The organism is Aquimarina sp. RZ0 (assembly GCF_008370685.1).
Classification (GTDB): domain Bacteria; phylum Bacteroidota; class Bacteroidia; order Flavobacteriales; family Flavobacteriaceae; genus Aquimarina.
The window spans coordinates 50,637-71,920 of record NZ_VTZU01000037.1; the positions used below are offsets into that span (position 1 = coordinate 50,637).

General features: G+C 33.7%; 18 protein-coding genes. 15 read left to right on the plus strand and 3 right to left on the minus strand.

The window, feature by feature from the left end; all coding sequences use genetic code 11:
* Nucleotides 1–103: 103 nt before the first annotated feature.
* The 9 genes from porU to F0000_RS15025 all read left to right on the plus strand — a co-directional run bounded on the left by porU (nt 104) and on the right by F0000_RS15025 (nt 11,814).
* Nucleotides 104–3,934, plus strand: coding sequence for a type IX secretion system sortase PorU (gene porU / locus F0000_RS14985; protein WP_255452761.1), 3,831 nt, complete (start codon nt 104–106; stop codon nt 3,932–3,934).
* A 41-nt stretch (nt 3,935–3,975) separates the two neighbouring features.
* Entirely contained in the window at nt 3,976–5,151 is a 1,176-nt protein-coding gene (gene porV / locus F0000_RS14990; protein ID WP_149625540.1) for a type IX secretion system outer membrane channel protein PorV, read from the plus strand.
* Nucleotides 5,152–5,325: 174 nt separating this feature from the next.
* Nucleotides 5,326–5,808, plus strand: coding sequence for a cytidine deaminase (locus F0000_RS14995; RefSeq protein ID WP_149625541.1), 483 nt, complete (start codon nt 5,326–5,328; stop codon nt 5,806–5,808).
* Nucleotides 5,809–5,968: 160 nt separating this feature from the next.
* Nucleotides 5,969–6,970, plus strand: coding sequence for a pyruvate dehydrogenase (acetyl-transferring) E1 component subunit alpha (gene pdhA / locus F0000_RS15000; RefSeq protein WP_149625542.1), 1,002 nt, complete (start codon nt 5,969–5,971; stop codon nt 6,968–6,970).
* Between the two features lie 3 nt (nt 6,971–6,973).
* Complete coding sequence (locus F0000_RS15005; protein WP_149625543.1) at nt 6,974–8,581, plus strand: pyruvate dehydrogenase complex dihydrolipoamide acetyltransferase; 1,608 nt, start codon at nt 6,974–6,976, stop codon at nt 8,579–8,581.
* A gap of 120 nt (nt 8,582–8,701) precedes the next feature.
* Nucleotides 8,702–9,280 carry an NUDIX domain-containing protein gene (locus F0000_RS15010; RefSeq protein ID WP_149625544.1) on the plus strand — a complete coding sequence of 193 codons (579 nt, stop codon included), beginning with the start codon at nt 8,702–8,704 and terminating at the stop codon, nt 9,278–9,280.
* 77 nt (nt 9,281–9,357) lie between these two features.
* Nucleotides 9,358–10,302 carry a M20/M25/M40 family metallo-hydrolase gene (locus F0000_RS15015; RefSeq protein WP_149625545.1) on the plus strand — a complete coding sequence of 315 codons (945 nt, stop codon included), beginning with the start codon at nt 9,358–9,360 and terminating at the stop codon, nt 10,300–10,302.
* A 34-nt stretch (nt 10,303–10,336) separates the two neighbouring features.
* Nucleotides 10,337–11,017 carry an SDR family oxidoreductase gene (locus F0000_RS15020; RefSeq protein WP_149625546.1) on the plus strand — a complete coding sequence of 227 codons (681 nt, stop codon included), beginning with the start codon at nt 10,337–10,339 and terminating at the stop codon, nt 11,015–11,017.
* 74 nt (nt 11,018–11,091) lie between these two features.
* Nucleotides 11,092–11,814 carry a copper homeostasis protein CutC gene (locus F0000_RS15025; protein ID WP_149625547.1) on the plus strand — a complete coding sequence of 241 codons (723 nt, stop codon included), beginning with the start codon at nt 11,092–11,094 and terminating at the stop codon, nt 11,812–11,814.
* Nucleotides 11,815–12,011: 197 nt separating this feature from the next.
* On the opposite strand, the gene F0000_RS15030 is transcribed toward F0000_RS15025, so the two are convergent.
* The 3 genes from F0000_RS15030 to F0000_RS15040 all read right to left on the minus strand — a co-directional run bounded on the left by F0000_RS15030 (nt 12,012) and on the right by F0000_RS15040 (nt 13,894).
* Entirely contained in the window at nt 12,012–12,410 is a 399-nt protein-coding gene (locus F0000_RS15030; protein ID WP_149625548.1) for a hypothetical protein, read from the minus strand.
* Nucleotides 12,411–12,608: 198 nt separating this feature from the next.
* A complete protein-coding gene (locus tag F0000_RS15035; RefSeq protein WP_149625549.1) occupies nt 12,609–13,088 on the minus strand; it encodes a hypothetical protein in 480 nt (159 codons plus the stop codon).
* Nucleotides 13,085–13,894: a hypothetical protein gene (locus F0000_RS15040; RefSeq protein WP_149625550.1), complete on the minus strand. Its 810-nt coding sequence runs from the start codon at nt 13,892–13,894 to the stop codon at nt 13,085–13,087. The genes F0000_RS15035 and F0000_RS15040 overlap by 4 nt, the downstream gene beginning before the upstream one ends.
* Nucleotides 13,895–14,121: 227 nt before the next feature.
* Here F0000_RS15040 and F0000_RS15045 point away from each other — a divergent pair, with 227 nt between their 5' ends.
* The 6 genes from F0000_RS15045 to F0000_RS15070 all read left to right on the plus strand — a co-directional run bounded on the left by F0000_RS15045 (nt 14,122) and on the right by F0000_RS15070 (nt 20,862).
* Complete coding sequence (locus F0000_RS15045; RefSeq protein ID WP_149625551.1) at nt 14,122–14,964, plus strand: DUF4349 domain-containing protein; 843 nt, start codon at nt 14,122–14,124, stop codon at nt 14,962–14,964.
* A gap of 55 nt (nt 14,965–15,019) precedes the next feature.
* Nucleotides 15,020–15,616 carry a SprT-like domain-containing protein gene (locus F0000_RS15050; protein ID WP_149625558.1) on the plus strand — a complete coding sequence of 199 codons (597 nt, stop codon included), beginning with the start codon at nt 15,020–15,022 and terminating at the stop codon, nt 15,614–15,616.
* Between the two features lie 3 nt (nt 15,617–15,619).
* Nucleotides 15,620–16,696, plus strand: a complete 1,077-nt coding sequence (locus F0000_RS15055) for a mannose-1-phosphate guanylyltransferase (protein ID WP_149625552.1) — start codon at nt 15,620–15,622, stop codon at nt 16,694–16,696.
* Nucleotides 16,697–16,698: 2 nt separating this feature from the next.
* The gene (locus F0000_RS15060; protein ID WP_149625553.1) at nt 16,699–18,147 is read left to right on the plus strand and encodes a DUF389 domain-containing protein; all 1,449 of its coding nucleotides are present in this window, start codon (nt 16,699–16,701) and stop codon (nt 18,145–18,147) included.
* A 196-nt stretch (nt 18,148–18,343) separates the two neighbouring features.
* Nucleotides 18,344–19,441, plus strand: a complete 1,098-nt coding sequence (locus F0000_RS15065) for an AraC family transcriptional regulator (RefSeq protein WP_255452762.1) — start codon at nt 18,344–18,346, stop codon at nt 19,439–19,441.
* A gap of 203 nt (nt 19,442–19,644) precedes the next feature.
* Complete coding sequence (locus F0000_RS15070) at nt 19,645–20,862, plus strand: site-specific integrase (protein WP_188112134.1); 1,218 nt, start codon at nt 19,645–19,647, stop codon at nt 20,860–20,862.
* The last annotated feature ends 422 nt before the right edge of the window (nt 20,863–21,284 follow it).

The window sequence follows — 21,284 nt, forward strand, 5'->3', positions numbered from 1 at the left end:
GACTTTGGTTTAACGCAATATTTTTATGTTTATTATTATTTTTGAATAAAAATCAAAAATAAAACGGAACACTAAAAGTGTGTTAAATCCGTTATACACTATGATGAAGAAAATTATAATTTTATGTGCATTTGTGAGTGCTGTATTAGCCTCAGCACAGCAAACAATAAAGGTTGCCATCGACTGGAAAGATGTGGAAATAAGCACGTCAAACACCATTTTTACTATTCCTGGTTTTAATGAAGAGAATTTTGAATATCAGGATAATCTGGGTGTTTTTTATACAATGAGGTGGGAAGAATCCGGAAATATTAATTCTGCGACAGCAAAGTTGGCGAATGTTGTATATCAGGATATGTCTAGATCAGAACTAAAAGACCTGAATACTAATCTGATCCCTAAAGACTTAAGCTTTAAAATAAAATCTGCGAGTGCCAGAAATAAAAAATCTGGTTTTTTAACGATGTCCCCAATAATACGTAGTGGAAATGTTTTTAAGAAAGTTATTTCATTTGATGTTGTTTATCAGATTGGAGGGAGAAAATCTATTTCTAAAAATTTTCCTATTACTAATTCTGTTTTGGCTACAGGAGAATGGTTTCGGTTTTATGTAGATAAGACTGGTGTTTTTAGGATTACACCCGGATTTCTAAGTAGTTTAGGGATGGATGTATCAACAATAGATCCCGCCACGATAAAAATTTATGGTAATGGTGGACAAATGATGCCATTAGTGAATCAGGATAATATGGAGTTTGATTTAAGAGAAAATGCAATTCAGGTTGTAGGTGGTGGAGATGGTGTCTTTTCGGGAGACGATTATATTTTGTTTTACGGAGAAGGGACCAGAGGATATAGCCCGGAGAATTTAACAAATATTAACTTGTATGACGATAAGTCTTATTATTATGTGACGGCAGGAGGAACAAACGGAAGAAGGATTACTAATTACACAGAACCGTCCGGAGCTGCAACAGTGCAAATTAATTCCTATACTGATTATCAATTCTACGAAGTGGATGAATTTAGTATTGTAAAAGTTGGTAGGCGATGGTTTGGAGATCGTTTTGATATCCAAAATACTAGAAATTACACATTTGATTTCCCTAATTTGATCACATCAGAAGAAGTGGAATTAAGAGTTTTTTCTGCGGCTACCTCTAATGCAGCTTCTAGTATGAGTATAACTTTTAATGGAGGAGAAGTGGGAACGCTTAATTTTTCACCAATAACAGGGACGACTTTTGGTTCAGAAAGAAGTATTACAGAATCAGTAACTTCAAATTCTGATCAAATAAATGTAACGCTTTCGTATAACAATAATGGAAACCCTTCTGCTACTGCATATTTAGATTTTATAAGTGTTAAAGCAAAAAGAGCGCTTGCTGGTGTTGGTGGACAAATGGAATTCTTTTATGAAGAGGCTGCGACTTCTAGCGGTATTGGACAATACAATGTGTCTAATGCAAGTTCAATATCCCAAATATGGGATGTAACTAATCCAGCGATTATATCATCAGTGAATAGTAATAATGCTTCGTCTCTTAGTTTTAAAGCTACGTTGGGAGAGTCAAGAAAATACATAACAGTCGTACCTGCTAATTATTTTGATCCTCTTACAGATCAGAATACGAGGGTGAGTAATCAGGATATTAAAGGAACGATTTTTCTTAATAATCAAGGGCAATTTGAAGATATAGATTATCTGATTATTACGAATAATGATTTGTTGGGAGCAGCAAACAGATTAGCAGATCATCATAGGACATTAAATAATTATAATGTAAAAGTTGTCCCATTGGATCAAATATATCAAGAATTTAGTAGTGGGAAACAAGATATTGTTGCTATCAGAAATTTAGTAAGATATGTATACGATAATGCTTCGGACCCTTCAGAAAAACTAAAATATTTATGCCTCTTAGGAGACGGATCTGTTGATTATAGAGGATTATTGTTAAACCAGAATTGTGGTTTTAGCAATATAGTTCCTACTTTTCAAAGTCTGAATAGCTTTTCTCTGGTAAGTTCTTTTGCGACGGATGATTTCTTTGGATCAATGGATCCCGAGGAAGGAGCAATGGTGGGAAGTGATCAATTAGATATTGCAGTGGGAAGAATATTAGCAGATTCACCACAGTTGGCAGATGCAATGATTTCAAAAATTATTAATTATGATAGTGAGCAGTCTTTTGGAAGATGGCGAAACTCCATTCTATTGATAGCAGATGATGTAGATGTGGATTGGGAAGAAACTATTCAGCGTAATCTTGATGAATTAGGAGATGAGCTTATCGAAAGAAAACCTTTTTTTAATCTAACCAAGATTTATGCAGATGCTTTTCAGCAGGAATCATCGGCATCAGGGAGTAGATATCCCAGGGTGAATGAAGCCGTCTCTAATGCAATAGAAGCAGGTGCAGTCGCTATTGATTATTTTGGTCACGGAGGAGAAGATGGATTGGCAAAAGAATTTATATATACCAAATCAAGTGCTGTCGAACTTAAAAACACCAATAAATACCCGATTTTTATAACAGTAACCTGCGAGTTTACCAAGTTTGATAATCCTTGTAGAGATACAGCAGGAGAACTTACGTATTGGAATCCTACAGGAGGTGCTGTAGGATTGATTAGTACAACGAGGGATGTCATCGTTACTTTCGGAATTTCAGTAAACGATAGATTGTCTGGGTTTTTATTTCCTGATGGATCCAATTATCTTACCGTTTCTGAGGCAGTGCGTCAAATGAAAAACTCTTATACAACTAATAGTAGAAGAGTTGTTTTCTTTTTTGGTGATCCAGCAATGAGAATGGCGATTCCTAAACCAAATGTGAGGCTTACAAAGGTTAATGATGTTCCTATTACGCAGGAAATAGATACGCTAAAGGCATTAAGTAGGGTTAAAATTTCTGGAGAGGTAGTGAATGAATCAGGCTCATTACTATCAGATTATAACGGAGTATTAGAGACTACTATATATGACAAAGAGATAGATCGAGTCACCTTAGCGAATGATAATACGAGAAATAGTGCTAATGAAATTATTAAATTAGACTATAAGTCCTTAGGTGAAGTAATATTTAGAGGGAAATCTTCTGTTACCAATGGACTTTTTGAATTCGAGTTCATTGTCCCTCGAGATATAGGGATTCCTGTAGGCAATGGTCGGTTAAGCTTTTACTCGTCAAAAAATGGAGCTTTGGAAAACCAGTCTGGAGCAGACCAAACAATTCTTGTAGGCGATGTTAATGAAAATGCTCCAGAAGATAATGAAGGTCCTCAGATAGAATTGTTTATGAATGATGAAAATTTTATGTCAGGAGGAGTCACGAATGATGAACCGATACTTATAGCAAAACTTCAGGATGAAAACGGAATTAATACAGCTAGTGGGATTGGTCACGATATTTCTGCTATATTAGATGGCGATGATTCTAATCCGTTTATTATGAATGATTTTTATGAAACAGAATTAGATGATTTTACCAGAGGAGTTGTTAATTTTAAATTCAGAGATTTAGAACCTGGTTTGCATACGCTTACATTTAAAGGCTGGGATGTATATAATAATTCATCAACACAAGAGATACAATTTGTTGTTGCCGAAGATGCAGGCTTTACTTTAAGCAATGTGCTTAATTATCCAAATCCTTTTATAAGTCAAACTGAGTTTTGGTTTGAGCATTCGGGTTCTGTAAGTGATCTTTTGGAAGTTCAGGTTCAGGTGTTTACGGTTTCAGGAAAAGTAGTTTGGACCAGGAATCAAGCTCTTTCGGGAAAGACAAGTTATCGAGAAGATATACAATGGAATGGAAGAGATGATTTTGGTGATAAATTAGGAAAAGGTGTGTATGTATACAAGATTTCTGTAAAATCGACGTTAACAAATCAGCGGGTTGAGAAATTCGAAAAACTCGTTATATTATAATAAACTAAATAACTTTATATTTGTCAAAATCAATTTTCAATATGAGAAAGATCATAATCATTGGGTTTGTATTTTTAACGCTATCTAATATTAAAATACAAGCGCAAGAACAAAATCGAGCAATAACTACAGCAGTACCATTTTTATTGATTGCTGCTGATGCAAGAGCTGCCGGAATGGGAGATCAAGGAGTCGCAACAGCTCCTGATGCATTTTCACAACAATGGAATCCGGCAAAATATGCTTTTGTCAGTAAACAGCAGGGGGTTGGTGTTAATTATACACCATATTTAAGTAGTCTTGTAAATGATATAGGCCTGGGAAACCTAACATATTACAATCGTTTTGGAGAAGATGGTAGAAGTGCAATTTCTGCGAGTTTTAAATACTTTAGTTTGGGAGAAATAGAATTTAGAACAGATGCTAATGATTTGGGATTAATCCAAAAGCCAAACGAATTGACTTTTGATGTTTCTTATGCATTACAGTTAGATCCTAATTTCTCAATGGGTATTACAGGGCGTTATTTGCGTTCTGATTTAAAACTGGATGCAGTTTCAGAGGCGACTGCAGCTTCAAGCTTTGGAGTTGATATTTCTGGATATTACCAGAGTGAGGAAACAGCTTATAATTCATTTAATGGTAGATGGAGAGCTGGTCTGAATATTTCTAATATTGGTCCCAAAATAAAGTATGATGATGCAGGTCAGGAGGACTTTCTTCCTACTACTTTCAGAGCTGGGGTTGGTTTTGATTTCTTATTAGATGAGTATAATAGAATTACACCAACATTAGAATTGGCAAAATTATTAGTGCCTACACCACTGGATCCGGATACTAATGGAGATGGAGAAATTACATCAGAAGAACAAAATTTAGCAATTCAGGAGTATAATGAAATTAGTGAATTTGGAGCTATATTTTCTTCCTGGGGTGATGCTCCTGATGGTTTTAGTGAGGAATTAAAAGAATTTACATATGCTTTAGGAGCAGAGTATGTATATCGTGATGTATTTGCTTTCAGAGCAGGTTATTTTAATGAAGCTGAAGAAAAAGGAGCACGTAAATTTGTTTCTTTAGGAGCTGGTTTTAAATATACGATCGTTAATATTGATTTATCATATCTATTCTCTACCTCGGCAGTAAGAAGTCCGTTAGAAGGGACATTGCGTTTTGGTCTTTCATTCAATTTTGGTGAGGACTATTACGACAGATAGTAAAATATTTCTTTAAAAAGAACAAAAAAAGTATCAGGCATCCTTAATGTTTGATACTTTTTTTGTTTAAAGTACATTGGTTTGATAATTATTCTCATTTTTGTCTTCAGAAAAAATGCTTATATGAAATGAGTAATTTTGGGATGTTAAGGGTATATAAATTATAGGATTTAGATGAAAGAATTAGAGATTAAATCTACATTACAAGTATATGACTCATTAGAAGAATTACCAGAAGATGTCCGGCAATTGATGCAACAATCTTTTGATATTAGAGATAAAGGGTATGCCCCATATTCAGAATTTTTGGTGGGAGCTGCATTGTTACTAGAAAATGGAAAGGTAGTTTTGGGAAATAACCAGGAAAATGCGTGCTATCCATCTGGGTTATGTGCAGAAAGAACAGCTATCTATTATGCAGGAGCAAATTATCCGAATGAACCTATCTTGAAAATGGCATTGTCGGCCAAGTCACTGAAGTATCGATTGACTACACCAACACCACCTTGTGGAGCTTGCCGGCAGGCTATTGCAGAGTATGAGTTAAAACAAAAAAAATCAATCGAGATATTTTTTACGGGAGAGACTGGAAAAGTGGTGAAATCCTATTCTTTGGCTAATTTACTTCCTCTTATTTTTGATAATTCATATTTATAACGTTTTCGTATATTTTATCTCGAAACTCCTTTTTCCTTAGTACTGAATATATTATTTTTGTTTTTCGCTTAATTGAGAAATAAGCAGAAAAGTTCTGTAATTGTTAGAGAGGTCAGTAATAAAGCTGGCTTAATTTTGAAAATATCATTACATTTTTTAAATGAAAAAAGTAACCAAAGAAGTTTACCTGCAGTGGTACGAAGATATGCTTTTCTGGAGAAAGTTTGAAGACAAGCTGGCTCAAGTGTATATCCAACAAAAAGTAAGAGGATTTTTGCATTTATATAACGGTCAGGAAGCTATTTTGGCAGGAGCATTGCATGCAATGGATCTGACAAAAGATAAGATGATTACTGCATATCGTAATCATGTTCAGCCCATAGGTATGGGAGTAGACCCCAAAAGAGTTATGGCTGAGTTATTTGGTAAAGGTACCGGTACTTCTCAAGGATTAGGAGGTTCAATGCATATCTTTTCTAAAGAACATCGTTTTTATGGAGGTCACGGTATTGTTGGAGGTCAGATCCCATTAGGAGCTGGTTTGGCATTTGCTGACAAATATCATAAGAGAGATGCTGTAACCCTAACTTTTATGGGAGATGGTGCTACGCGCCAGGGATCATTACACGAATCCTTTAATTTAGCAATGCTTTGGAATCTTCCGGTTGTATTTTGTGTAGAGAATAATGGATATGCAATGGGAACTTCTGTAGAGCGTACTGCTAATCATACGGATATATGGAAATTAGGATTAGGGTATGAGATGCCTTGCGGTCCCGTAGATGCTATGAACCCAATTAAAGTTGCAGAAGCTTTAGATGAGGCGATTACCAGAGCGAGGACAGGAGGAGGTCCTACTTTTCTGGAATTAAAAACATATAGATATAGAGGACATTCTATGAGTGATGCTCAAAAATATCGTACAAAAGAAGAAGTAGCAGAATATCAAAAAATCGATCCAATTACACAAGTTTTGGATGTGATTAAAGAAAATGGGTATGCTACAGATGAAGAGATTGCTGCTATTGATAAAGGAGTAAAAGATAAAGTTGCAGAATGTCAAAAATTTGCAGAAGAATCGCCATTTCCAGAAAAGAATGTGATGTACGATGTTGTATATGAGCAGGATGATTACCCATTTTTACCACACAAACCACAATAAATTATGGCTACAGTAATTAATATGCCGCGATTGAGCGATACCATGGAAGAAGGTGTTGTCGCGAAGTGGCTTGTTAAAAAAGGAGATAAAGTTAGTGAAGGAGATATTCTTGCTGAGATCGAAACAGATAAAGCGACCATGGAGTTTGAGTCCTTCTACGACGGAGTATTGTTACATGTTGGTATTGAAGAGGGAGAAACAGCTCCTGTAGATCAATTATTAGCTATTATCGGAGATGAAGGAGAAGATATTTCTGATCTTTTAAATGGAAACGAAATATCGCAGACTGAAACTCCCAAAGAAGAAAAAGCACAAGAGGTTTCTACGGCTGTTACTACAGCACCTGCAATTCCAGATGGAGTAGAAGTGATCACGATGCCACGCCTTAGTGATACGATGGAAGAAGGTACTGTGGCTACATGGCTTAAGAAAGTAGGTGATGCTGTAGAAGAAGGAGATATCCTTGCAGAAATAGAAACAGATAAGGCTACTATGGAGTTTGAATCTTTTTATAACGGTACACTGCTGTATATAGGTATCGAAGAAGGACAAACAGCTCCTGTAGATGCTTTGTTAGCAATTATTGGTCCGGCAGGAACAGATGTTTCGGGCTTGAAGGATGGCGTTCCTACAACTGCTACTGCTGTAATTAATGAGGTTTCTAAGGTTGAAAAAGAGAAAGCATCGGTTGCCACTGATGTCGAAAAAACAACTGCATCAGGAGGAAGAATATTTGCTTCCCCATTGGCTAAGAAAATTGCAGCAGATAAAGGAATAGACCTTTCAGAAGTAAAAGGTACAGGAGAGAATGGTAGAATTACAAAAAAAGATATAGAATCATTTACTCCTTCTGCCACAAAGGCTAGTGCAGGTCAAGAAGTAAAAGAAGCCTCTGCACCTGCTATTCAAACATATACCCCGGCAGGAGAGGAGGGTTTTGAAGAGGTGAAAAATTCTCAAATGCGTAAAGCAATTGCAAGAAGTCTTGCAGGATCAAAGTTTACGGCTCCTCATTATTATTTGACAATAGAGGTTAATATGGGGCATGCAATAGCTTCAAGAAAGACAATTAATGCAATACCAGATACCAAAGTCTCCTTTAATGATATGGTGGTAAAGGCTTGTGCAATGGCGCTGAGAAAACATCCTCAGGTAAATACGCAGTGGACAGATACAGTCATGAAATATGCAAAGCATATTGCTATCGGTGTTGCAGTAGCTGTTCCTGATGGATTAGTAGTTCCTGTTTTGCCATTTACAGATCAAATGTCACTCACTCAGATTGGAGCAAATGTTAGAGATCTTGCAGGTAAAGCCAGAAATAAAAAACTGACTCCCCAAGAAATGAGTGGGAGTACGTTTACAGTATCTAACCTCGGAATGTTTGGGATTCATGAGTTTACCTCTATTATTAATCAACCTAATTCGGCTATTTTATCTGTAGGTGCGATTGTAGAAAAACCAGTGGTAGAAAATGGTCAGATTGTAGTAGGGAATACAATGAAAGTAACATTAGCTTGCGATCATAGAACGGTAGATGGGGCAACTGGAGCTCAGTTCTTACAGACATTAAAACAATATCTAGAGAATCCGGTAACTATGTTAGCCTGATTTAAAAAGTATATTTAGAATGATATAAAAATCCCACTCTTTTGGAGTGGGATTTTTAATTTTACATTCGAGTTTCCTATCAAAGGTTCTAGTGATCTCTAAAACAATAAATAATAACAGATGAAACAAAGAATTAAAAACCTTACATCCAAAGTGCTTTCGGATCATTTTTTTTTGCTAAAAGAATATATTTTTGATTATATAAAAGACGATTTAAAAGAAGAAAGACATACGAGAGAAGTATACGATCATGGAGATGGTGCGTCAGTTTTATTATATAACCTTAATAAGAGAACAGTTGTCCTTACAAGACAGTTTAGGTTGCCAACACATTTGAACGGTACTGAATCCGGAATGAGTATAGAGGTGTGTGCAGGATCATTAGATGGAGATAATCCAGAAGAATGTGCTAAAAGAGAAGTGTTAGAAGAAACAGGCTATCTTGTGCCTGACGTTGAGAGAGTTTTAGAAGCATATGCATCGCCAGCTGTAATGACAGAGTTGGCATATTTGTTTATAGCAGCGTATACTGATGAGATGAAAATAACTGTTGGAGGAGGTCTCAAAGAGGAGCAAGAACATATAGAAGTATTGGAAATGAGTTTCGAAAAAGCTTTTGAGATGTTGAGAACAGGAGAGATTAGAGACGCAAGAACAATTATGCTTTTACAGCATTTTAAAATAACCAAATTAATGTAAATTTAATAAGGTGTTATTAAAAGTGTATTTTAAGTATCTTTAGCAAAATTCACAATCAATTAATAGTGTAAATAAAGATGAAAAAAATAGTTGTAATTGTATTTGGTGTTTTATGTATAGGTTGTACTCAAGCTACCAATGCACAATCTCAGAAAGTAAAAACAGAAGTGTCTGATGTAGCATCAGTAATGGAATTTTTAGCAAGTGATGATTTAAAAGGAAGAGATACAGGAAGCGAAGGCTTAAAAAAAGCAGCAACATTTATTGAATCAGAATTTAAAAAATATGATGTAAAACCCTATTTTGATTCTTACCTGGATACCTTTGATGTTGAAGGAGTAGAAACATATAATGTTGTAGGTTTTCTTAAAGGAACAGATCCAAAGTTAGCTAATGAATATATAATCATAGGAGCTCATTATGATCATATTGGTACGGCAAAAACTGTAGCTGGAGATACGATTGCAAATGGGGCTAACGATAATGCTGCGGGTAGTACTGCAGTAATTTCATTGGCAAGATATTTTGCAAAAATGAAGAATAATAAAAGAAGTGTCTTGTTTGTTTTGTTTGGAGCAGAAGAAAAAGGATTATTGGGTTCTAAGCATTTATCTAAGGTTTTAAAAGAGAAAAATATAGATCTGTATACAATGGTAAATTTTGAAATGATTGGAGTGCCATTAAACGATAAATCTTATAAGGCATATATAACAGGGTATGAAATGTCAAATATGGCAGCAAAGATGAACGAATATTCAGGGGCAGAATTAATTGGTTTTTTACCAAAAGCAAAAGAGTTTCAGTTATTTAAGAGAAGTGATAATTACCCTTTTCATGAAGAGTTCAATGTGCCTTGCCAAACTATTTCAACCTTTGATTTTACGAACTATGAGTATTATCATCATGTAGATGATGAAGTTTCTGAAATGAATTATGAATTTATGGCAGAATTAATAAATGACTGCATTCCGGTAATCACGACCATGTTGAATACACCAACAAAAGAGATTCAATTGAATTGAATTAATAAACTAAATAAGTAAGATTGTTTTATCAATGAAAAATATCATTATCACAGGTGCCAGTAGAGGTATAGGATATGAAATGGCCAAAATATTTGCAGAAGAAGGGCATCAGGTATTAGCATTGTCCAGAAATGAAAAACCTATAGCATTACTGTCTCATAAAAATATTCATACATTCTCTTTTGATATTTGTAATCGTGAAGATTTACAAAAGATGGAGTCCTACATAAAAAATAACTGGGAACAAGTAGATGTGTTAATTAATAATGCAGGAAAATTATTAAATAAACCTTTCGAGAAAACTACTTCTAAAGAATTTGAGGAAGTATACAGAGTAAATGTATTTGGTGTTGCAGAAATGACACGTCTTGTATTGCCTTTGATGATATCAGGAAGTCATGTCGTAACGATAAGCAGTATGGGGGGGATACAGGGAAGTATGAAATTTCCGGGATTAGCTGCTTACAGCTCTAGTAAAGGTGCTGTAATTACGTTAAACGAATTATTGGCAGAAGAGTACAAGGATACTGGAATTTCATTTAATGTGCTGGCACTGGGAGCAGTTCAGACAGAAATGCTGGAAGAAGCATTTCCGGGATACCAGGCACCGCTTACAGCAATAGAAATGGCAATGTATATTAAAGATTTTTCGCTGACTGCTAATACGTTTTATAATGGTAAGGTGCTACAAGTATCTAATAGTACTCCATAATAGCGTTCCTTTGAGAAGGATATACGCGACACTAATAATTATGCGTCATATTTAGTGGTGAAAATCATCATAAAATGAAGATAGAAATTTGTGCAAACTCATATCAATCGGCATCCAATGCTGTAAAAGCAGGAGCTGATCGTATAGAATTATGTGCAGAGTTGGCAGTAGGAGGAATAACACCATCTCATGGGGTTATAGAAAAAGTAGTTCAGGAATTAGTAATTCCAATATATGTATTAATCAGGCCAAGAAGCGGAAATTTTGTCTATACATCAGATGAGTTTGATATCATGAAAAAGGATATTGAATATTGTAAAAGTATAGGTTGTCAAGGTGTGGTATCTGGGGTTTTAAATCAAGATAATAGTATTGATGTCAAAAGAACGAAAGAGTTGATTGCACTTTCTCGCCCTATGGAATTTACTTTTCATCGTGCGTTTGATTGGGTTATGGATCCTGTAAAAGCTCTGGATGAATTGACTCTAATAGGAGTTGATAGAATATTGACTTCCGGGCAGGAAATATCTGCAATAAAAGGTATCAATCTTTTAAAAAAACTGTTGAATAAATCGCAGTCGGCTCTATTGATAATGCCAGGTGGCGGGATCAATGTTGAAAATGTACTAGCATTTAAAAAAAGTGGTTTTAAAGAAATTCATCTATCTGCTACTTCATTAAAAAAGATGATGTCAAATCCCAAAATACCTATGTGCAGCAAACAATTTTTTGACGACACCTTGATGGCAGTTTCTGATTATGACAAGATTTTACAGATCGTAAAAAAAATAACGTAAATTCCTGATGAGATAAATAGTGTACAGAGTTTATACGATTTATAACTAAAAATTTCGCATATTCATCGTTTCTTTTTCCTTTCTACTTCGTTTAAAAAATAAACCGTAGCTATAGCTATGCTTGATTTTTTTGCCTTGCATAAAGAAAAAATAATTCAATGAATTTATACGAATTTTTTAATCACAAATCGTATTATTTATCTAATATTTTTTAATTTAAGGTATTGATAGAATTGAGGAACAGTGAGTATTTCTTTTAGTTCCTCATTTTGGAAGTAAACCAAATTGCTTAAGCTCATGGTCTTATCATCTTCTGACATATTAGATTGTATAATCTTATTAGCTTTTTTAGAATACTCAATAATAGTTTTTTGAAGAATACTACTCGTGTAATTGTTGAGATTGAGTTCTTTTTGTAAGGCTATCGTTCTTTTTGTAGCGAGTTCTTTTAGTTTTTCGTTTTCTATAGCTGATTCTTCCTCCTCAGCAATGTTTTCTTCTTGAATGGTATTTTCCTGGTTTTGATTTTCAACAGGAGTTTGAGCAAAACTAAATGCACAAATAAGTAAAGGTATTAAAATTGTATACGTTTTCATAATCATTAGCATTATACTTTTTTACGTCTAAAATGTAAAATTTGAGATTTTAAAAGTATTAATAATTGATTAACAACAGGTTAAAAATTAAGAATACTCGATAAATACTAAAATAAATTCGATTAAAAGCTGATTTTTTACGGTTTTGTAAGTCTTTTAATAAGTAAAAACCGTAGTTTTTTAATGAAATGATAGGTTTTATCGTTGTCTTTTAGGGAGTTCTAATCTTTCGAATGTTACCTTAGAAGTTTTAAATTTAGTAGTATCAATAATCACATTGGATGTTTTGATATGTGAGATGATAGTATCTAAACTGGTATTCATAAAACGTACAATTGTAGTTAATTTTGTTATAGAGTCTGATAAAATTTCTGGTTGCTCGATAAATTGTATTTCCTGAATCTTTTTAACGTTTTTGTCTCTAAACAGCTCTAGGGAATCGCTGATTTGAGTGGTAGTAAAATCTGGATGTGTCGCTGCGAGAGATCTATGATCCAGATAGTCCTGAAGCTTTTCTGTGATTAATTTGTTGTAAGAATTTTCTATCAGATTTAAAGGTGCTTCATTTGTTTCTTCCATTACATCTATAGGCAGGTCATTGGTATCCATGCTTTTAGAGGTGTCTTTAGCACAGCTGATGGTTATAAAAACCAGGAGGGTATATATAAACTTTTTCATAACTTACTGCTAAATTTTAGTTTAACAATCTGCCCGTTGGATCTTTTAGATTCAATAATTTCTATGTCTTTTAAGCTTTTTGTAGGTGTAGTGAGTTTCTTAATCAGCTCACTTTTAGAATAGATTTCGATACCTAGCCCCGCAGGTAACACCTGAAAAATAATAGCATCATCAGCAATCATTTTAGATAATTCTCGCTTTCTGTTTTTCCAATCTTCTACTTTTCCATTAGCATAGTAATAAAGCATTAAGGTGTAATCATCAGTTCGTACCTGTATATTTTCAATAGATAAAGAAGCAGCAGTTCTAAAGATAGTATCCGTTTTATGATAGGGAGATTTAATGACAAAATGAATAAAGTCATCTTTTGTTTTCCAATTGAAACACCCTGAGCTATCGCTTTTAGTATAAAAATGAGATTGTTCATGATTAAGGATTGTGATATCAATAGGAGTTTTGTCAATTGGCTGGTTTCTATCTTGATCAATAAAGCAGAATCTAAATGTATGTTCTCTGGGAATAAGAAGATATGCTGAGGTTATTAGTATTGTACTGATAAGAATCAGGCTACTTCCTTTTTTAGGATATTTCTTTTTTGTCAGAGTTGTTTTTTTAGAGTTTTTAGTTTTAAAATCATTCCAATTGATATAACCGCAATAGTGAGATAGCATATTGAGAATATCTACCCGAGGTAGTTTTTCTGGTGTATTCTTAAAATAACTATAGAATGATTTCTCGCTGATACTTCCCTTTGTCTTTTTTTGCAGATCCTCCTGAAACAAAATAATATCTTGTCCTTTCCACATAGAAATATCATTATCAGATGCAGTGTTATATTCTAAAAACTGATTAGAAACTTCTTTTTTAAGAAGAGAGAATACTATTTTTTCTTTAGGATTGATCGTGTTAATGTTTTGAAATATAATATTTTAAAAATTGTAAATTGATTTACAAGTGTTTTACAATAGTACAGATTTTTCCATAATTATGTTTGTTTTCGAATTACAAAATCAAAACAATAAAAAAGGAACAGATGAAAACAAAAGCTTTAAAATCAGGTATGGGTTTGCTCGTGATCAATTTCTTATTACTTATTTTTTCTTGCGCTCAGGCAGAAAAAGAGTATGATTATATTTCAGAAAATATAACTGTAGAAAAAACAGGGGAAACTGCAGAATTGAATGCATTAGAAAAAGATGATAAGAAGAATGTTGTTACTAACAAAATAAAAATCATCAAAAATGCTAATTGTAAAATTAAAGTGTTGGATGTAGAACAGGCGACTATTTTAGCAAAAAAAATGGCTTTTCAGTATGATGGATATATTTCTGATGAACGATTTACGAATACCAATTACACAAAAGAAAATAGGTTTACGCTGAGAATACCTCAGATTAGTTTTGATAAAGTACTGGATAGTATTTGTCTGATAGGAACGTTTGTAGATCACAAAAGTATAACCACAGTAGATGTAACCGAAGAGTATGTTGATATTACCTCCAGATTAAAAATAAAACTAGAAGTTAAACAACGCTACGAAGATATTTTAAGGTCAAAAGCAAAAACGGTAGAAGATATCTTAATGGCAGAGAGTAAGCTAAGAGAAATTCAGGAGGAGATTGAAGCTGCGCAAGGAAGACTTAATTACCTTACTAATAAGATTTCATACAGTACAATTCAGGTAGATATGTATGAAACAATTATCCCAAAAGAAGAGCCCAAAGGGTATACACCCAGTTTTTTGGATAAAGCAGTTGATGGGGTATCTTTTGGATGGAAACTAGTAGAATATTTCTTTTTAGCATTGTTTTACTGTTGGCCATTACTGATTTTAGTAATATTAATTCTGTTATATTTCAGATGGATAAAGAAATGAAGATTATAAATTAAGCGTGTTCTTTTTAATACGCTTAATTTTGTATTTTGCCATTGTGAAAGAGATACTGGCAAAATATATTCCCGAGCGTGCAGTAGAACCTGCATTTGATCTGATTGTAGGATGTAATGTTTACCTGAAAATCGTTAATGAGCGAGTTAGCAGACATGGTGATTATCGCAAAACACCAGATGGGAGGCATCAGATTACAGTAAACTCTTCTCTAAACAAATATCGTTTTCTTATTACATTAATTCATGAGATTGCACATTTAGTAGCTTTCGAAAAATATGGGCGTTATATCAAACCACATGGCATAGAATGGAAAAAAACGTTCCAGCAGTTGATGTTGCCTTATATTAATCCAGATGTTTTTCCTGCAAAAATATTATCAGTAGTAGCCAATCATTTTAGAAATCCCAAGGCAAGCAGTGATACGGATACAAAATTAGCATTGGCATTAAAACAATTTGATCCAGAAAACGATAAAAATTATATATTTGAGTTACCTTTAGGAAGCAAGTTTAGATTATATAACGGAAAAATATTTCAGAGAGGAAATAAACGTGTAAAACGATATGAATGTGTCGAACTAAGCACAGGTAGGATCTACCTGTTTAACCCCAATGCTGAAGTCGAATTACTAAATTAAATTATGGAAAAAAACTACTATGCTATTTTGATGGCAGGGGGAGTTGGATCTCGATTCTGGCCTGTAAGTACAACGGAGTTTCCAAAACAATTCCACGACATGTTGGGGACTGGAGAAACTTTAATTCAACGGACTTTTAATAGATTGGCCAAAATCATTCCGACAGAAAATATATTTATATTGACTAATGAGCGGTATAATAATTTGGTTTTGATGCAATTACCCAAGGCAAAACAACAACAGGTAGTAACAGAGCCTGCAATGCGTAATACAGCGCCTTGTATACTGTATGCCGCGCTAAAAATTCATAAAGAAAATCCTGATGCGGTGATGGTTGTAGCTCCTAGTGATCACTGGATTGAGAATGAAGATGCATTTTTAGGAGATGTAAAGAAAAGTTTTGAGGCTTGTGCTGAGAAAGATATATTAATGACCTTAGGGATTCAACCTACTTTTCCTAATACGGGATATGGATATATAAAATATGATAAGGATACAGAAGATATCAAAAAAGTAGCCCGTTTTACCGAAAAACCTAATTATGAGACTGCTCAGCAGTTTGTAAATCAGGGTAATTATTTGTGGAATGCAGGAATTTTTATATGGAGTGCTACAAGTATCATTACTGCTTTTGCAAAATTTCAAAAAGAAATGACTGATTTATTCGATAAAGGGTCAATTGTTTATAACACAACGCAGGAGAACGATTTTATTGCAGAAAACTATCCATTGGCAGAAAATATATCTATAGATTATGCTATCTTGGAAAAAGCAGAAAATGTATATGTGCTTCCTGCTACTTTTGACTGGAATGATTTAGGAACCTGGGGATCATTATATGATAAACTGGAGAAGACAACATCGAACAATGCAGTAGTAAATGCCAGAGTTTTGGCAGAACAGGCGTCTGGTAATATGATTAGGACAGCAGCAGATAAAATTGTTGTGATAGATGGATTAGAAGATTATATAATTGTTGATAAAGAAGATGTGTTGTTAATCTATCCTAAAAAGAAAGAACAGGATATTAAACAAGTATTAAAGAGGGTAAAAGATACGTACGGAGAAAAATACGGATAACTATGTCAGAGAACACCAATCAACCTGTCACTCCAGAAAATGAGGAAATTAAAGAAACGGTAAAGAGAGATGCAAAAGGTCTTTTTGAAAGCATAAAAATATTTCTCACCGGATTATTGGATATTAGATCAGATACAGATAAAGATCAGACTATTGAAGATGTTAAGAACGATATACCATTTAAAGGACATACAGCTTGGATTCTTATTTTTTCTGTATTTGTAGCTTCGATTGGTCTTAATGTAAGTTCTACGGCAGTAGTTATTGGGGCAATGTTAATTTCACCATTAATGGGGCCTATTGTAGGAGTTGGTCTTTCTATTGCAATTAATGATATTGATACACTAAGAAGATCTTTAGTAAACCTTGGGGTGATGGTCGGTCTAAGTGTGCTGACAGCCACTATATATTTTGCAATCTCTCCACTAACAGAGCTAACTCCAGAATTACAATCGCGTACAGCTCCAACTATTCTGGATGTTTTTGTTGCCATTTCAGGAGGTTTGGCATTGATAGTAGCTAAGTCTAAAAAAGGAACAGTGCCCAATGCTATAGCTGGAGTAGCCATTGCTACAGCATTAATGCCTCCACTATGTACTGTAGGGTATGGAATTGCAGAATTAAATCCGGATTACGCATTTGGAGCGTTATATTTATTCTGTATTAATGCAATTTTTATAGCATTATCTACATTTATTGTTGCAAAACTACTGCGTTTTCCGATGCTGCGTTATGCAAATTCTGCAAAAAGAAAACGTATAGCAAGACTAGCTTCAGCTTTGGCTATTGTTGCGGTTATACCGGCAGCATATACTTTTTATGTAACATTAAAAGAGAGTAATTGTCAGCGAGATTATAAAAGTTTTATAGCAAACGAGATTGAAGCAAACCCTAATTTATATCTACGTAAACAGTTTTATGAATATGAAGATAAGTCTATTAAATTATATTTTGATGGAGAGCTTACAGAAGCAACTATTAGTGATTTGCAGAATGAGCTAAAAAAGTATGAGAATATTAATGACTTTGCGTTAAAAATTAGCGGGAATAAATCTAGAGGGATAGAGCAGATATCCAAGGCAAATGACAGGTATATTGTAGAGTTAAATCGTTTAGAAACTGAAAATGAAGCATTATTAGATAAGGTAGAAGATCTAAAAATAAGACTTGCCCTGTTGGAAACACAATTATCCGAGGCAAAGAAAGAAATTTCATCTGATGCAGTACCCTATAGTACCATTGCTAAAGATGCTAAAATCAGATTCCCGGATTTAGCTGAGCTGGGGTATGGCGAAATATTACACTCTAATTTTATGAAAGTTGATACCATAAAAACTATTTTTCCAACGTGGAAATTTCAGGTATCAGATAGTTTGGATCAGGTTAGGAAAAATAAGCTTAGAGTCTGGATTACCAAAGAATTGAAAGCAGATACCTTATTGTTGAAATAACTTTTTTAGGCTATTAAGCAATTAATTAGTATAGGTTCGCCTTTTAGTGAAGAGGGGGTTTTGAAAACTTAAAGTTTTCATCAAGTACATTAGAATTCAAACAAATATCTCAGATGTTTGCATCGGGGAAATTTATTATAAATTAAATCTGGAAACAATTAATCTGATTACAATTATTGCTGCGATCTCAGTTTTTGTGGCTTTATTTTTAGCAGTTTTTTTATATACTGTAAAAACTAAAAATAGAGTTAGTAATCAGTTATTCGCTTTATTTTTAGTTTTAAAAGCGATTGATATTAGTGGCTTTTTTGAAGGGTTTATTCTACAGTCTCCATCTGATTTATCGATGATTAGAAACCTATTTGTGTTTTTGCAATTACCAGTTTTTTATATGTATATACTATCTGTTTGTTACTCTGATTTCAAACAGAAGAGAAAATATGTAGTACATTTAATCCCTTTCCTGATTGCTAATGTAGTATTGATACCCAGATATTATTTAGTGGATACTGAATCAAAAATAAAACTATTGACAAATCATAAAAATATAGCCGAATTTCGGTTTAATCACATCTTTCTGCATCTTCAGGTAGCTTTTTATTTGATTTTAGTATTTGTGGTTTTACGAAGAGCTAAAAAGATATATCAGGAAAATTATACCAGTGCTAATGTTAAATCATATGACTGGTTATTTCAGTTATCAACAGCAGTAACTGTTTTTTACACTATTGCTCTAGTGAAGAATGTTTTAAAGTTTTCTCAATTCGATTTTGCCTCAGAATGGTTTAGAGTTAGTCTATTACTATTCGAAATGTTGATTATTTGCTGGTACTTATTTAAGGCATTAAATTATCCGGATCTCTTTAGAAATATAGATTCCAGATTAAAATTGGTAAATGACATCATCTCAGAAGAAAAAAAATCAAAAAAAATAGGCATAGCTAATACTGATGAGAATTTGATTGCACTAAAAAAATATATGTCTTCAGAAAAACCCTTTCTTGACCCTTCATTGTCTATTAAAGATGTTTCTGAATCCTTAAAAACTCCTGTTAGAGACGTGTCACTTTTGATAAATCATCAATTGGATCAACACTTCTTTGATTTTATAAATTCCTATAGGATTGAAGAAGCTATGGATTTATTAAAAGATCCACTAAAAAAGAGTGTGACAGTACTCGAGATATTATATGAAGTAGGTTTTAATTCTAAGTCTTCATTTAATACAGCTTTCAAAAAATATACCGGAATGACGCCAAGTGCATTTCGTAAAAAACATATTAGCGGTAATTAGTTAAAAAAATGAACTCATCTTGTGTTCACAATAGGCTACACTAATCAACACTAATTTACATAAACCACTAACAAACATATAGTTTACAGGTAGTCTTTTGTAAATCAGTGTTGCTTTAAATCATTTAAAAACCTCGATTTGTTTTACCTATGTTTAAACCGGATCTCTTATATTTGGTTCAAAATCACATAAACCAAAACAATATGACATCCATTGAAATTGTTCTGTTTAAAGGTAAAAAAAATAAAGACGGCAAGCATCCACTCGCATTACGAATTATTAAAGACCGTAAACCAAGTTATAAGTTTCTTGAATATGTACACCTAAAAGACTGGAATGCCGAAAAAGGAAAAGTCCGACAGTCTCATATAAATTATAGGCTGATCAATAATTTATGTGATAATGAAAAAACCAGGGCATCCAACCTTGTAAGGGACTACGATGCACGGAACAGGAAATATACCTCTTCTCAACTTATCAATATCCTCAAAGGAAAAGAAGGTACTACTATGACTTTTTTTGCGTTGGCAGAAATATATCTAAAAGAGATTGATTTGCCTTCCAAGTATAACCGTCACCGTTCTGAAACTTACAGGTTTAAGAATTTTAAAAAGTTTGTTACTGGTAAAGACGTTCTTTTTGAAGAGATTACAGAAGGGTTTTTAAAACGGTTTATCCTATTTTTAAAAACCAATAGGAATTCTGCAACATCAACTATTAATGACCATTTAGCACTAGTAAGAAAATTGTTTAACAGAGCTATCAGGGAAGGGTACGTGGGTAGACAATACTATCCTTTTTCCAGAGAAGGAATAAAAACAAGCCACGCGCAAACTATGAAAATTGGTCTAAATAAGGAAGAGATTAAAAGTCTGGAAGAATTAGACCTTTCAGAAAATCAGGTTCTTGATGATGCTCGAAATTTATTTTTGTTCTCTTTTTACTTTGCAGGGATGCGGATCTCCGATACCTTACGGACTAAATGGATTAATATCCAAAATGAAAGGTTATATTATATGATGGGTAAAAATAATAAAACAGACTCCCTATTAATCCCTGATAAAGCAAAGATCATTTTATCTAAATATAAACAGGATAAAAAGAGCCACGACGATTATGTATTTCCTTATCTTAAAGGGATCGATAAAAAGGATGTCAAGGCTACTACAAAAAAAATTAATAACACCTCCGGTATACTAAATACCCGTTTAAAGACCATAGCAAAATTGGCTGGTATTGAAAAAAAACTAAGCAATCACATTGCAAGGCATAGTTTTGGAAATATAGCTGGAGGTGATATTCCAGTGCAGATGCTTCAAAAAATGTACAGACACTTCAACCTTAGTACTACTGTAGGATATCAATCTAATTTTGATCATTCTAAAACTGATGAGGCTCTGAACAACGTATTGGATTTTTGATTTTTTACTCTTAAGATTACCTGTTTGAAAGTTCACCAATATAATCCCTAACCATATTACAAGAAAAGTAACAATCTGATTCTTGCTATTATTATTTTAATTTCATAGCTATTCATTACAATCTTTCTTTCAGAAGTCCATATGTAATTATCCATGTTACCATGAAATCTTTATGTTCTCCTAGAAACGTGCGCAAATAGCTTTGGAGCTTTTCAGAAAAATGTATTTAGAAGAAAGAACCATCAAAGAAGAGATACCAAACGATTTTGCACAAAGAAAGTTGGTAAGAGACCAGAATGGTTAATTCGGTTCGATTTGTGCCAATGATTTCGGAGTTATAGTGCCAGTCATTTCGGTTCAAACTGTGCCATTTATATCGGTTCGATTTGTGCCACTACGAGAGATCAAGTAATTACCTTATC